The sequence below is a fragment of the Streptomyces sp. ME19-01-6 genome, assembly GCF_033793745.1.
Lineage (GTDB): Bacteria > Actinomycetota > Actinomycetes > Streptomycetales > Streptomycetaceae > Streptomyces.
Map to the genome: position 1 here is coordinate 164494 of NZ_JARAXF010000015.1, position 13477 is coordinate 177970.

The 13477-nt window shown below is 70.4% G+C and carries 10 protein-coding genes; 4 read left to right on the forward strand and 6 right to left on the reverse strand.

Translation table 11 applies throughout. From position 1 onward, the window contains the following. Positions 1-3 precede the first annotated feature (3 nt). The 3 genes from PV419_RS29490 to PV419_RS29500 all read right to left on the reverse strand — a co-directional run bounded on the left by PV419_RS29490 (position 4) and on the right by PV419_RS29500 (position 3086). The gene (locus tag PV419_RS29490; RefSeq protein WP_319694131.1) at positions 4-639 is read right to left on the reverse strand and encodes a hypothetical protein; all 636 of its coding nucleotides are present in this window, start codon (positions 637-639) and stop codon (positions 4-6) included. A gap of 152 nt (positions 640-791) precedes the next feature. Then, the gene (locus PV419_RS29495) at positions 792-1751 is read right to left on the reverse strand and encodes a tRNA (adenine-N1)-methyltransferase (protein WP_319694133.1); all 960 of its coding nucleotides are present in this window, start codon (positions 1749-1751) and stop codon (positions 792-794) included. A 90-nt stretch (positions 1752-1841) separates the two neighbouring features. Next, positions 1842-3086 carry a site-2 protease family protein gene (locus tag PV419_RS29500; RefSeq protein WP_319694135.1) on the reverse strand — a complete coding sequence of 415 codons (1245 nt, stop codon included), beginning with the start codon at positions 3084-3086 and terminating at the stop codon, positions 1842-1844. 84 nt (positions 3087-3170) lie between these two features. Between PV419_RS29500 and PV419_RS29505 the strand changes: the two genes are divergently transcribed. Both PV419_RS29505 and PV419_RS29510 read left to right on the forward strand, forming a co-directional pair. Continuing rightward, on the forward strand, positions 3171-4142 hold the full coding sequence (locus PV419_RS29505) for a RecB family exonuclease (RefSeq protein ID WP_319694137.1): 972 nt from the start codon (positions 3171-3173) through the stop codon (positions 4140-4142). Between the two features lie 21 nt (positions 4143-4163). After that, positions 4164-4835 (forward strand): response regulator, encoded by a 672-nt coding sequence (locus PV419_RS29510; protein ID WP_014181038.1) that lies wholly within the window; start codon positions 4164-4166, stop codon positions 4833-4835. A 196-nt stretch (positions 4836-5031) separates the two neighbouring features. On the opposite strand, the gene PV419_RS29515 is transcribed toward PV419_RS29510, so the two are convergent. From PV419_RS29515 to metH, 3 genes are all read right to left on the reverse strand, one after another. Beyond that, positions 5032-6636 carry an ABC transporter substrate-binding protein gene (locus tag PV419_RS29515; protein ID WP_319694138.1) on the reverse strand — a complete coding sequence of 535 codons (1605 nt, stop codon included), beginning with the start codon at positions 6634-6636 and terminating at the stop codon, positions 5032-5034. A gap of 339 nt (positions 6637-6975) precedes the next feature. Continuing rightward, positions 6976-7677, reverse strand: coding sequence for an HAD family phosphatase (locus tag PV419_RS29520; protein ID WP_319694139.1), 702 nt, complete (start codon positions 7675-7677; stop codon positions 6976-6978). A gap of 173 nt (positions 7678-7850) precedes the next feature. Further along, on the reverse strand, positions 7851-11399 hold the full coding sequence (metH, locus tag PV419_RS29525) for a methionine synthase (RefSeq protein ID WP_319694141.1): 3549 nt from the start codon (positions 11397-11399) through the stop codon (positions 7851-7853). Between the two features lie 250 nt (positions 11400-11649). Between metH and PV419_RS29530 the strand changes: the two genes are divergently transcribed. After that, a complete protein-coding gene (locus PV419_RS29530) occupies positions 11650-12414 on the forward strand; it encodes an IclR family transcriptional regulator (RefSeq protein ID WP_319694143.1) in 765 nt (254 codons plus the stop codon). 262 nt (positions 12415-12676) lie between these two features. After that, positions 12677-13471 (forward strand): MIP/aquaporin family protein, encoded by a 795-nt coding sequence (locus PV419_RS29535; protein WP_319694144.1) that lies wholly within the window; start codon positions 12677-12679, stop codon positions 13469-13471. Positions 13472-13477 lie beyond the last annotated feature (6 nt).

A 13477-nucleotide genomic window follows, 5' to 3' on the forward strand; every position in this document is an offset into this window, starting at 1 on the left:
GGGTCAGACACTGCCCGCGACCGGCAGCGCCTTGAGTACGAACTTGCCGTCCTTCCACTGCCAGTTGACCTTGCGCTGGAGGTCCGGGCAGCAGCGCGGCACCTGCTCCGAGGAGTATCCGAGCAGAGTGGCCGAAATCTTGGTTCCGCGCAGCGCGAAATCCTTGATGCTCATGCCTTCCCTGGGGTCCAGGAAGGTGGCGACGATCCGCGGCCGCCCCGGGCCCGCGCCGCTCCCCTTGCCGGCGGCTTCCTCGCCGCTCCCCTTGCCGTCCGGCTGAGCCAGCACATAGATGCCGCTGGGCGGGGTGCCGGTCTCCGAATGGCAGCGCACCACGGCCACCGTCTCCGGCCGCCCGTCACCGTCCAGATCGCCCGAGGCGCGGTCCGTGACGTCCGGCTTCTGGGAACCGCAGTCCACGGGGTAGTCCGCGGCGGTGGGGTCCGGGGCCTTGACGATCGGGGCGCGCGGGGCGCCCGACCCCGGCGCGGAGGCCGTGGTGGTGTCGGTCGTGGCCTTGGCGTCGGAGGGCTGGAGCACCGCCGCCCCGGCGACGACGGCGGCGAGGGCGGCCGCCGTCGCGAGCCAGTGCACCGGCCGGGGGTGGGTGTGCGGGAGGTCCGGGCCCAGAGGCAGCACGCGGCGTGACTCCTGTGAGAGCGGTGGCGTCAGGGGGGTGCCCCGCATCGTGCCACATCTCACACGGCGCGGCCACCGCCTCCCCCGTGGAATTCCGGCGGAAGTCGGTGGCCGCGCCCAGGTGTTGGTGCGGGGTGCCGGTACGGCTCGGATCAGCCGCGGTCGGCCGAGCCGTTTGCGGGGCTCTCCGCGCCCCGGCCGCCCGCTCCCGCGTCCCCGGCCGCCCCGCCGCTGCCCCAGCCCGCGTAGTCCTCGCCGTAGGCGCCCTTGGCGGGCCTGCGGCGGCGCAGCGGGGGCTCCACGCCGTCCGCGAGGCGGCGGGCGGTGAGCAGGAAGCCGGTGTGCCCGATCATGCGGTGGTCGGGCCGCACCGCCAGGCCCTCGACGTGCCAGGTGCGGACCATGGTCTCCCAGGCCGCGGGCTCGTTGAAGGTGCCGTGCTCGCGGATGGCCTCGACGGTGCGGGCCAGCTGCGTGGTGGTGGCGACGTACGCGCACAGGATGCCGCCGGGGACGAGCGCCTTGGAGACGGGCCCCAGGCACTCCCAGGGGGCCAGCATGTCCAGGATGACGCGGTCGACGTCGGTGTCGGAGAGGTTGTCCTGCAGGTCGCCGACGGTGAGCCGCCAGGCGGGGTGCGGGGCTCCGAAGTAGCGCTCGACGTTCTGCTGGGCGATCTCGGCGAAGTCGGCCCGGCGCTCATAGGAGTGCAGCATGCCCTGGTCACCGATGGCGCGCAGCAGGAAGGTGCTGAGCGACCCCGAGCCGACGCCCGCCTCGACGACGCGCGCGCCGGGGAAGATGTCGGCCATCGCCAGGATCTGCCCCGCGTCCTTGGGGTAGACCACGGCGGCACCGCGTGGCATGGACAGGACATAGTCGGGGAGCAGGGGGCGCAGCGCGAGGTACGCGACGTTTCCCGTGGTGCGCACGACGGTTCCCTCGGGGGCACCGATCAGCTCGTCGTGGGGGAAGGAACCCTTGTGGGTGTGGAAGTTCTTCCCGGCCTCGAGCGTGAAGGTGTAGTGGCGTCCCTTGGGGTCGGTGAGCTGGACCTGGTCCCCGACCTGGAAGGGCCCGCGACGGCGGGCGGCACCGGTCGGTTCGGACATGCGGCCAGCCTACCGGGCCTGCGGGGATGTCCCGACCGCCGGTCCGGCAACGCCGGCCCGCAGGCGAGCGAACCTCTCGAAGCGAGCCTCTCAAGAAGGCGTCGTCCTGGCCATCGCGGCCACGAAGGCGCGCTCGACGTCGGCCGTCGACAGGACCCCGTAGATCTCCCCGGTCTCCTCGACCACCAGGTACTCGGTGGCCGGGGTGGCACGCAGGGTGTCCAGCAGCTCCTCGCCCGTGAGTTCGGCGGAGACCCGCATGCCCTCCTTGAGGTCCTGGGCGAGGCCGCTGACGGCGACCCAGGGGCGGCGGTGCTCGGGGATCCCGACGATGGCCGCCTCGCGCACCACGGCGGTGGGCGCGCCGTGACCGTCGACCACGACGAGGGCGCGCGCCCCGGCCTCGTTCGCGCGGCGCAGCGCCTCCGAGAGGGGGGTGTCCGCGGCGACCGGGACGGCACGCCGGGTGAGCGTACGGGCCCGCAGGTCCGGGAGGCGCTCGCGCAGGCGGGCCATGCGCAGGCTGTTCCCGGCGCCGGTCCAGATGATCGCGGCGAGTATGGCGGCGAGCAGCGCGTCGGTCAGCGAGTCGATACTGCCGAAGCCCTCGGCCTCGTCCCCGAACCCTCCGGTCTGGGTGGCCAGCGGCAGGCCCACCAGCACCGCCACGGCGAGCGCCCGGCCGGTCCAGGCCGCGGCAATGGTGCCCGTCATGGGCTTGCCGCTGATCTTCCAGACGACGGCCCGCAGCATCCGGCCGCCGTCCAGGGGGAGGCCGGGCAGCAGGTTGAAGGCGGCCACGATGAGGTTGGAGATCATCAGCCCGGCCAGCAGCACCCCGGGCACCGTGCCCGGCTCCACGACCAGCATGCCGAGGTAGAAGACGCCGGAGAGGATCAGGGAGAGCAGCGGCCCGACGAAGGCCAGGACGAACTCGCGGCCGGGCGTCTCGGACTCCTTCTCGATCTCCGAGACGCCCCCGAAGAACTGCAGCTGGATCCGGCGCACGGGGAGCTTGAAGCGCAGCGCCGCGACGGTGTGGGCGAGCTCGTGGACCAGCACGGAGGCGTAGAAGGCCACCGCGAAGAAGAGCGAGACGATGTAGCGCGCGGCGCCCAGCTCGGGCAGCACCCGCTCCAGCTGGCCGCCGAAGACCCAGGTGATGAGCGCGGCGACCAGGAACCAGCTGGGCGAGACGTATACGGGCACACCGAACGGTCGGCCCATCAGAAAGCCGCCGCCCACCTCACGGGGGCGCTGCGGCTTCTCGCCCTCGGGCTCGGTCGTGCGGTCCGATCCCCCGCTGTCGGACTGCCGCTGCCCGCTGTTGTCCACGGTGTCCCCTCGTCGGATGCGTCGTTCGCACCCCTTCTTCGGTATGGTCCCCACGATCATGCAGTGCGAGGACCTCGGACGTCGATGGTATGCGTCCGGCTGTCGGTGGCGGGCCGTAGGGTCTGCGCCATGGGAACCTCCACCGGGAAGGCCGAACGGGCCGATCGGACGCCGAAGTCCGGTCGGCCTTCCGCCGTGCCGCCGCCAGCGTCTCCGTCAGCGCCGTCGTTGTCGCCGTCGCGCGCGGCGGACTTCATGCAGTGTCCGTTGCTGTACCGCTTCCGAGTGATCGACAAACTGCCGGAGAAGCCGAGCGCCGCCGCGACCCGGGGCACGGTGGTGCACGCGGTGCTCGAGCGGCTGTTCGACGACCCGGCCGCCGAGCGCACCGCCCCGCGCGCCCGCTCGATGGTGCCGGGCGAGTGGGAGCGGCTGCTGAAGGCGCGGCCGGAGCTGACGGAGCTGTTCCGTACGGAGGACGGCACCGAGGACCCGGAGCGGCTGGAGCGGTGGCTGGCGGATGCCGAGCGGCTGGTCGAGCAGTGGTTCTCGCTGGAGGATCCGACGCGTCTGGAGCCCGCCGAGCGGGAGCTGTATGTGGAGACGCGGCTGGATTCCGGGCTGACGCTGCGCGGCTATATCGACCGGGTGGACGTCGCGCCGAGCGGCGAAGTGCGGATCGTCGACTACAAGACCGGCAAGGCGCCCGCACCGCAGTACGCGGCGGACGCGCTGTTCCAGATGAAGTTCTACGCCCTGGTGCTGTGGCGGCTGCGGGGAGCGGTTCCGCGCCGGCTGCAGCTGGTCTATCTGGGCAGCGGCGATGTGCTGACGTACGACCCGGACGAGTCGGACCTGCTGGGCGTGGAGCGCAAGGTGCGGGCCCTGTGGGAGGCGATCTCGCAGGCGATGGAGACCGGCGTCTTCCTGCCGCGCCGGACCAAGCTGTGCGGCTGGTGCGACCACCAGGCGCATTGCCCGGAATTCGGTGGGACTCCCCCGCCTTATCCGCCGGACACCGTGCCCGCGCAGTCCGGCAGAATGGGGCAGGTCTAGCGGTCCAGCGAAGGAGAACCTGTGGCTATCCGCGTCCTACTGGTCGACGACCAGCCGCTGCTGCGCACCGGCTTCCGGATGATTCTCGAGGCCGAGCAGGATCTCGCGGTCGTCGGCGAGGCGGGGGACGGTCTGCAGGCCCTGGACCAGGTGCGGGCGCTGCAGCCGGACGTGGTGCTGATGGACATCCGCATGCCGCGGATGGACGGCGTGGAGGCGACCCGGCAGATCACCGGCCCGGGCCGGGACGGCCCGGCCAAGGTGCTGGTCCTGACCACCTTCGACCTCGATGAGTACGTGGTGGAGGCGCTGCGCGCGGGGGCCAGCGGCTTTCTACTCAAGGACGCGCCCGCCCATGAGCTGGTACAGGCGATCCGGGTGGTGGCGGCGGGCGAGGCGATGCTGGCGCCGAGCATCACGCGGCGGCTGCTCGACAAGTACGCCGGGCATCTGCCGTCCGGCGAGGAGCCGGTGCCGGACACGCTGCACACCCTCACCGAGCGCGAGGTGGAGGTCCTCAAGCTGGTCGCCAAGGGGCTGTCCAACGCGGAGATCGCGGCGGACCTGTTCGTCAGCGAGACGACGGTGAAGACCCATGTGGGGCATGTGCTGACGAAGCTGGGGCTGCGGGACCGGGTACAGGCCGCCGTCTACGCGTATGAGAGCGGGCTGGTGCGCCCCGGCGCGCAGTAGCGCGCGAGCCCCCGGTTCGCGCCGAGGTGCGTCTGCGCACACCACGGCGCGCCTTCGCGCCAAGATGCCTCAAGACACCCCGAGACACCCCAAGACGCACCGGCATATGCCGAGGGCCGTATCCCCCGCCGCCGCCTGGCGGTCCGGGATACGGCCCTCGTCGCTGTCCTTGTCGCTGCCCGGGGTCCGGCCGGGCTCAGTTGTCGTCGGCGCGGCCGAGCTCCCACAGCTGGAGCATGGTCGAGGAGTCGAGCAGGTACTCGCTTCCCACGATGCCCTCGCGGGCGGCCACGTACTGCTTGCCCTGCCACAGCGGCAGATACGGCACATCGCTCGCGACGATGTCCTGGATCCGCTGGAGGTCCTTGACCGCGAGGGCCCGCTGGGACTCCTGCCGGGTCCTGGGGATCAGCTCATCCTGGACGGTCTTGTTGTGGTAGGCGGAGTTGAGCCAGTTGTCCTTGGTGAGGAACGGCGCGATGTAGGTGTCCGGGTCCGGGAAGTCGGGCAGCCAGCCCATGCCGTAGACGGCGTACTCCCGCTTGGGGACGGCCGGGCGGAACTCGGTCCACTTGACGCCCTTGATCCTCACCGAGAACAGGCCGCTGGCGTTGAGCTGGGCCTGGAGCTTCTTGAACTCCTGGGCCGTCTCCGGGCCGTAGTGGTCGGTGGTGTACGTCAGCGTCAGCCGCACCGGGGTGTCGATGCCGGCCTGCTCCAGCAGATCGCGCGCGGCGCCGACGTCCGGGTCGCCGTACTCGTTGTGGAAGGAGTTGGTGTGCGAGGAGATGTTGCTGGGGACCATCGAGTAGAGCGGCTCGGCGGTCCGCTTGTACACATCGCGCACCAGGGCCTGGCGGTCCACGATGTGGGCGATGGCCTGGCGCACGGCCTTGTTCTTCACCACCGGGGCGGAGGTGTCGAAGACGAGGTAGCGGATGCCCTGACCGGAGGTCTCCTGCAGCTGGATGCCCTTGACCTCGCCGGTGTCCAGCCGCTCGATCTGCTCGGGTGAGAAGCCGCGGTTGACGACGTCGACGTCGCCCTTGGTCAGCGCCTGCTCCATGGTCTTGGCGTCGTCGAAGAAGCGCATCTCGACCTTGTCGCTGCGTAGCTGGATGTCGCCCTGGTACTGGGGATTCCTGGTGAAGACCACCTTCGTCAGCCGGTTGCCCTGCACCTCGGTCTTCGCCGTGTACGGGCCGGAGCCCACTATGTCGAAGCCCTTGTGCACCGCGTCCTTCCGGTAGACCTCGCTGTCGAGGATCGCCGCGGCGGGCGTGGTGAGCTTGGAGGGGAACGTCGCGTCCGGGGTGGCGAGGTGGATGACGACCTCGCGGTCGTTGGGGGTCTCCACCTTGTCCACGTTGGACAGCAGGGACCACACCCCGCTCTGGTCCTTGATCCGCAGCACCCGCTCCAGCGAGAACTTCACATCCGCGGAGGTCAGATCGTGGCCGTTGGAGAACTTCAGCCCCTCGCGCAGTTTGCACCGGTACTGCTCGCTCTGCCGGTCCTGGAAGCCGCACTGCTCGGCGGCGTCAGGGATGGGGTCGGTCCCGGAGCGGGGCAGTCTCATCAGCGTCTGGAAGGTGCTGTGCAACACGCTCCAGGAGCCGAAGTCGTACGCCTGGGCCGGGTCCAGCGGCGCGGTCGCCACCTTCGACGCCTCGATGCGGTCGGTGCTCCCCACGACGATCGCGCCGTCGTCCGAGCCTGCGCCGTCAGTACCGCCGCACGCGGCGAGCGTGGAGGTCATAAGGCCCGCCAGGACCGGCAGCACCAGCGACTTGCGGTTCATTCTCGGGAGTCTCCCTGCGATCGATCAACTACTCGCGAAGAGATTAGTCCGCGGCGCCAGCCCTACTGGAACACAACGAAGTTGAGGCGTTATCACGCCCCGATAACATGTAACGGTTCACCGATATCCGGACGCCGTCACGTTTCATGTGGCATGCCATCAATCCGGACACATAGGTCCACGCAAATCAGGCCAGACGGGACCCGAAGCAGAGCACCTCCACCCTCTCGTCGGCGGGCGCGGTGAGAAACATCACTTTCCGGTCGCGCCGCGAGGTAAGCGGAATTAGGGCAGTCCATTTCTCGGCCTGCCCTTTACCGAAATACGCTCAGTGCGCGATCAGTGCATTCCGGTGATCAGAGTGCGCAAAAACGGAACGTCGACTTCTTCCAGCGAGCCGACGATCGTACGCCCCACGGCGGGTTCGATCGTCACCAGCGACGGCACGGCCACCACCTGGCACCCGGCCGCCTCCGCCGCCGTCACCCCGGTCACCGTGTCCTCCACCACCACACAGCGCGCCGGGTCCGCGCCCAGCCCCGCGGCGGCGAACAGATACGGATCCGGGTGCGGCTTGGTCCGGCCGATGTCGTCGCCCGCGACCGTGAGCGCGAAGTGCTCCGGGCCGATCGACCGCAGCACCGCCTCCATCACGCGCCGGTGGGAGGCCGAGACCAGCGCGGTGGGCACACCGTGCGCGGCCAGCTCGGTGAGCAGCCTGCGGGCGCCGGGGAGCAGCGGCACGGTGCCGTTGAGCAGCTCGGTGAAGCGGCTGTTCAGCAGCCCGGTCAGCTCGGCGAGCGCGATGTCCGCGCCCGTGGCCTCGATCAGGAAGGAGGCGCTGCGGGTCATGGGGCCGCCGACGACCACCTGGCGGTACTCCTCGGCGAGCGCGTGGCCGAGCTCGGCGAAGATGGCGACCTCCGTGTCCCACCAGATGCCCTCGGTGTCGACCAGGGTGCCGTCCATGTCGAGCAGGACGGCTTGCAGGGCGGAGCCTTCGGCCGTACGGGTGTCGACGGCGGGGATGCTGCTGGTCATCCAATCACCTCCGGGCGAGGGGCACGAAGGCCGGCCGCCTTCCGCGATATCGCGATGTCGTGATTTCACGATGCGGAAGACGACCGGCCTCTACCGGATCGACCAGTGTACGACGGCCCGCTGCGCGGCGCCCGGCGGTTGCCCACCGGGCGCCGCGCAGCGCGGCCGAGGCATTACCGTGCGTTGAAGTACTTGGCTTCCGGGTGGTGGATGACGATCGCGTCGGTGGACTGCTCGGGGTGCAGCTGGAACTCCTCCGAGAGCTTGACCCCGATCCGCTCCGGGCGCAGCAGGTCGGCGATCTTCGAGCGGTCCTCCAGGTCGGGGCAGGCCCCGTAGCCCAGGGAGAAGCGCGCGCCGCGGTACTTGAGGTCGAACATGTCGGCGACGTCCTCGGGGTCCTCGGACGCGAAGCCGAGCTCGGCGCGTACCCGGGCGTGCCAGTACTCGGCGAGCGCCTCGGCCAGCTGGACGGACAACCCGTGGAGCTCGAGGTAGTCGCGGTAGGAGTCGGCGGCGAACAGCTCGGCGGTGGCCTCGCCGATCTTCGAACCGACGGTGACGACCTGCAGCCCGACCACATCGGTCTCGCCGGACTCCTCCGGGCGGAAGAAGTCCGCCAGGCACAGACGCCGGCCGCGGCGCTGGCGCGGGAAGGTGAAGCGGGTCAGCTCGCTGCCGTCCTCGTTCAGGAGGACCAGGTCGTCGCCCTTGGACACACACCGGTAGTAGCCGTAGACGACGGCCGCCTCCAGCAGGTTCTCGGTGTGCAGCTTGTCGAGCCAGCCGCGCAGCCGCGGCCGGCCGTCGGTCTCCACCAGCTCCTCGTAGCTCGGCCCCTCGCCGGTACGGGCCTGCTTCAGGCCCCACTGGCCCTTGAACAGCGCGCCCTCGTCCAGCCAGGACGCGTAGTCCGCCTGCTGGATGCCCTTGACCACGCGGCTGCCCCAGAAGGACGGGGTGGGCACGGGGTTGTCGGTGGCCACATCGGAGCGGACCGGCCCCGCCAGATGCTCGGGTGTCGCCGCCGCCACCGCCGCCGCGCGCTTGGCCACCCGGCGCTGCTTGAGCTCGGGCAGGGACGCGCCCGGCACACCGCGCTTGACGGCGACCAGCGCGTCCATCAGCCGCAGGCCCTCGAACGCGTCACGGGCGTAGCGGACCTCGCCCTCGTAGATCTCGTGCAGGTCCTGTTCGACATACGCCCGGGTCAGCGCCGCCCCGCCGAGGATGACGGGATACTCGGCCGCGAGCTTGCGCTGGTTGAGCTCCTCCAGGTTCTCCTTCATGATCACCGTGGACTTCACCAGCAGTCCGGACATCCCGATCACATCGGCGCGGTGCTCCTGCGCGGCGTCCAAAATGGCCGAGACCGGCTGCTTGATGCCCAGGTTGACCACGTTGTAGCCGTTGTTGGACAGGATGATGTCGACGAGGTTCTTACCGATGTCGTGGACGTCGCCGCGGACCGTGGCGAGCACGATGGTGCCCTTGCCCGCCTCCTCGCCGTCCTCGGTCTTCTCCATGTGCGGCTCCAGATGGGCCACCGCCGCCTTCATCACCTCGGCGGACTGGAGGACGAACGGCAGCTGCATCTGCCCGGAGCCGAAGAGCTCGCCGACGACCTTCATGCCGTCCAGCAGGGTCTCGTTGACGATGTCCAGAGCGGGCCGCTCCCGCAGGGCCTCGTCCAGGTCGGCCTCCAGGCCGTTGCGCTCGCCGTCGATGATGCGCCGCTTGAGGCGCTCCTCCAGCGGCAGGGCGGCCAGCTCCTCGGCCTTGCCGGCCTTCAGGGACTTGGCGGTGGCGCCCTCGAACAGCGCCATCAGCTTCTGCAGCGGGTCGTAGGCCGGTGTGTCCCCCTGCTGGGGGGAGCGACGGTCGTAGATCAGGTCGAGGGCGGTACGTACCTGCTCCTCGTCGAAGCGGGCGATCGGCAGGATCTTGGAGGCGTGCACGATCGCCGAGTCCAGGCCCGCCTTGACGCACTCGTCGAGGAAGACGGAGTTGAGCAGGATGCGGGCGGCCGGGTTCAGGCCGAAGGAGATGTTCGACAGGCCCAGCGTGGTCTGCACGTCCGGGTGGCGGCGCTTGAGCTCGCGGATCGCCTCGATGGTGGCGATGCCGTCCTTGCGGGACTCCTCCTGACCGGTACAGATGGTGAAGGTCAGGGTGTCGATGAGGATGTCCGCCTCGTGGATGCCCCAGTTGCCGGTCAGGTCGGCGATCAGCCGTTCGGCGATCTCGACCTTCTTCTCTGGGGTGCGGGCCTGGCCCTCCTCGTCGATGGTCAGCGCGATCAGCGCGGCGCCGTGCTCCTGAGCCAAACGGGTGACCTTGGCGAAGCGCGAGTCGGGGCCGTCGCCGTCCTCGTAGTTGACGGAGTTGATGACCGCGCGGCCGCCCAGCTTCTCCAGGCCGGCGCGGAGGACGTCGACCTCGGTGGAGTCCAGCACGATGGGAAGGGTGGAGGCGGTGGCGAAGCGGCCGGCCAGCTCCTCCATGTCGGCGACGCCGTCCCGGCCGACGTAGTCCACGCACAGGTCGAGCAGGTGGGCGCCCTCGCGGATCTGCTCGCGGGCCATCTCCACACAGTCGTCCCAGCGGCCCTCCAGCATGGCCTCGCGGAACTTCTTCGAGCCGTTGGCGTTGGTCCGCTCGCCGATCGCCAGATACGAGGTGTCCTGGCGGAACGGCACGGTCTGGTAGAGGGAAGCGGCGCCGGGCTCGGGGCGCGGCGCGCGCTCGGTGGGGGTCAGCTCGCGGACCCGCTCCACGACCTGGCGCAGATGCTCGGGCGTGGTGCCGCAGCACCCGCCGACCAGCGACAGCCCGTACTCGCGCACGAACGTCTCCTGGGCGTCGGCCAGCTCGCCCGGGGTGAGCGGGTAGTGCGCCCCGTCCTTGCCCAGCACCGGCAGGCCGGCGTTCGGCATGCAGGACAGCGGGATACGGGAGTGGCGGGCCAGATAGCGCAGGTGCTCGCTCATCTCGGCCGGGCCGGTCGCGCAGTTCAGTCCGATCATGTCGATGCCCAGCGGCTCCAGCGCGGTGAGCGCCGCGCCGATCTCCGAGCCGAGCAGCATGGTGCCGGTGGTCTCCACCGTCACCGAGCAGATCACCGGGAGGTCGGTCCCCGAGGCGTCCAGGGCGCGGCGGGCGCCGAGGACCGCGGCCTTGGTCTGCAGCAGGTCCTGGGTGGTCTCCACCAGCAGCGCGTCCGCGCCGCCGGCGATCAGGCCCTCGGCGTTCGCCTGGTAGGCGTCGCGCAGCACGGTGTACGGGGCGTGGCCGAGCGTCGGCAGCTTGGTGCCGGGGCCCACGGAGCCGAGCACCCAGCGGGGGCGGCCGTCGGCCGCGAAGCCGTCCGCGACCTCGCGGGCGACCCGGGCGCCCGCCTCGGACAGCTCGAAGACCCGGTCGGAGATCTCGTACTCCCCCAGCGCCGAGTGGTTGGCGCCGAAGGTGTTGGTCTCCACGCAGTCCACGCCGGCCTCGAAGTACGCCGTGTGGACCGAGTGGACGATGTCGGGGCGGGTGATGTTGAGGATCTCGTTGCACCCCTCGAGCTGCTGGAAGTCCTCGAGGGTGGGGTCCTGGGCCTGGAGCATCGTGCCCATCGCACCGTCCGCGACCACCACCCGGGTGGCGAGGGCCTCGCGGAGTGCGCGGACCCGGTCGGCGGAGTCGGTGGATACGGACGTAGGCGTATGCGAGGCCATGGGTGAGCTCCCTGGAGTGCGACGGCTGTCGGCTTTGCGCCCTCCTCGGCGGAGGGCGCACCAGGCCAGGGTAGCCGCCGGGAAGCTCTCGGCGAGGGGTGTTCCACGTGGCGGGACATCTCGTGTGGGGCGGGAGGGGCGCCGCCGACGAGGGGCTTTGATCGTTTACCCTTTCCCCGCTGTACCGCCGGGTCGGCATGGACCGATAGTGTTCAGCATTGTCGAACCGCAGCGTCAGAAGGGGTGCGCGATGGCACGGACCATCCAGTCGCTCGAGCGAGCTGCCGCGATGCTACGTCTGCTCGCCGGGGGCGAGCGCCGCCTGGGGCTGTCCGACATCGCCTCCTCGCTGGGGCTGGCCAAGGGCACCGCGCACGGCATTCTGCGCACGCTCCAGCAGGAGGGCTTCGTCGAGCAGGACGAGGCGTCGGGCCGCTATCAGCTGGGCGCCGAGCTGCTGCGCCTGGGCAACAGCTATCTGGACGTGCACGAGCTGCGCGCCCGCGCCCTGGTGTGGACCGACGACCTGGCGCGCTCCAGCGGGGAGAGCGTGTATCTGGGCGTGCTGCACCAGCAGGGCGTGCTCATCGTCCACCACGTCTTCCGCCCCGACGACAGCCGCCAGGTGCTGGAGGTCGGCGCGATGCAGCCGCTGCACTCCACGGCCCTGGGCAAGGTGCTGTCCGCGTACGACCCGGTGGCGCACAGCGAGGCGGCCGAGGCCGGGCGCGAGGCGTTCACCCCCCGCACGGTGACCTCCATGACGGGTTTCGAGTCCGTCCTGGACCTGACCCGGGCGCGCGGCTGGGGCTCGGACGTGGAGGAGACCTGGGAGGGCGTGGCGTCGATCGCCGCCCCGATCCACAACCGGCGGCGGATGCCGGTGGGCGCGGTGGGCGTCACCGGCGCGGTGGAACGGGTGTGCAAGGAGGGCGAGCTGCGCTCCGATCTGATCGCCGCGGTGCGGGACTGCGCGCGGGCCGTCTCCCGCGATCTGGGCGCCAGCCGCTTCTGAGAGTTACCGGCCGGTACCAGTCGGTTCGCACCTGCTTACCCCGATACGAGTTTTCGGTCACACGACCCTTGACCTCAGCCTTCACCGTGCAGAAAACTGCCGTTCGTCGGTCGGCATTGTCGAACATCTGACGACAATATTCGCTAGGGTGTGACTCGCCGCGGGCCGACCAGCCCTCACCGAGGGGGCTCGGGCCATTGGTTGATCCCCGTGGTACGGCGCTTCCCGGTGTCCATCTGGACGAAGGACAAAGGAGTCGCGGGTGTCCAGCACCGACATCTTCATCGGCGAGACCATCGGTACCGCCGTACTCATCCTGCTCGGCGGTGGTGTCGTCGCCGGCGTTGTCTTGAAGCGCTCCAAGGCGTTCGGCGCGGGGTGGCTCGCCATCACCTTCGGGTGGGGCTTCGCCGTGCTGACCGGCGCGTATATCTCTGCGCCCCTGTCCGGGGCGCATCTCAACCCCGCCGTGACGCTGGGCCTCGCGATCGAGGGCGGCACCAAGTGGAGCGACGTACCGCTCTATCTGTTCAGTCAGATGCTCGGCGCCATCATCGGCGCCACCTTGGTGTGGGTCGCCTACCTGGGCCACTTCCAGGCCCACCTGACCGACCACGAGATCGTCGGCGGGCCGGGCGCGCAGGACACGGCCAAGGCCGACACCCAGGCGAAGACCGACGCCGGCCCGGTGCTCGGCATCTTCTCCACCGGCCCCGAGATCCGCAACACCGTGCAGAACCTGGCCACCGAGATCATCGCCACGACCGTGCTGGTGCTGGCCATCCTCACCCAGGGCCTGAACGGGGACGGTGAGGGCCTGGGTGTCATCGGTGTCCTGATCACCGCACTCGTCGTGGTCGGCATCGGCCTCTCCCTCGGCGGACCGACCGGCTACGCCATCAACCCGGCCCGCGACCTCGGGCCCCGCATCGCCCACGCCCTCCTGCCGCTGCCCAACAAGGGCGGCTCGGACTGGGGCTACGCCTGGATCCCCGTCGTCGGCCCCCTCATCGGCGGCGCCATCGCCGGCGGCATCTACAAGATCGCCTTCGCCTAGCCCTAA

Bases quoted from the DNA above. Each gene is read 5' to 3' on its own strand.
- PV419_RS29505 (WP_319694137.1), top strand. From the start codon at position 3,171: ATGGTATGCGTCCGGCTGTCGGTGGCGGGCCGTAGGGTCTGCGCCATG.
- PV419_RS29515 (WP_319694138.1), bottom strand. From the start codon at position 6,636: ATGAACCGCAAGTCGCTGGTGCTGCCGGTCCTGGCGGGCCTTATGACC.
- PV419_RS29495 (WP_319694133.1), bottom strand. From the start codon at position 1,751: ATGTCCGAACCGACCGGTGCCGCCCGCCGTCGCGGGCCCTTCCAGGTC.
- PV419_RS29520 (WP_319694139.1), bottom strand. From the start codon at position 7,677: ATGACCAGCAGCATCCCCGCCGTCGACACCCGTACGGCCGAAGGCTCC.
- metH (WP_319694141.1), bottom strand. From the start codon at position 11,399: ATGGCCTCGCATACGCCTACGTCCGTATCCACCGACTCCGCCGACCGG.
- PV419_RS29530 (WP_319694143.1), top strand. From the start codon at position 11,650: ATGGCACGGACCATCCAGTCGCTCGAGCGAGCTGCCGCGATGCTACGT.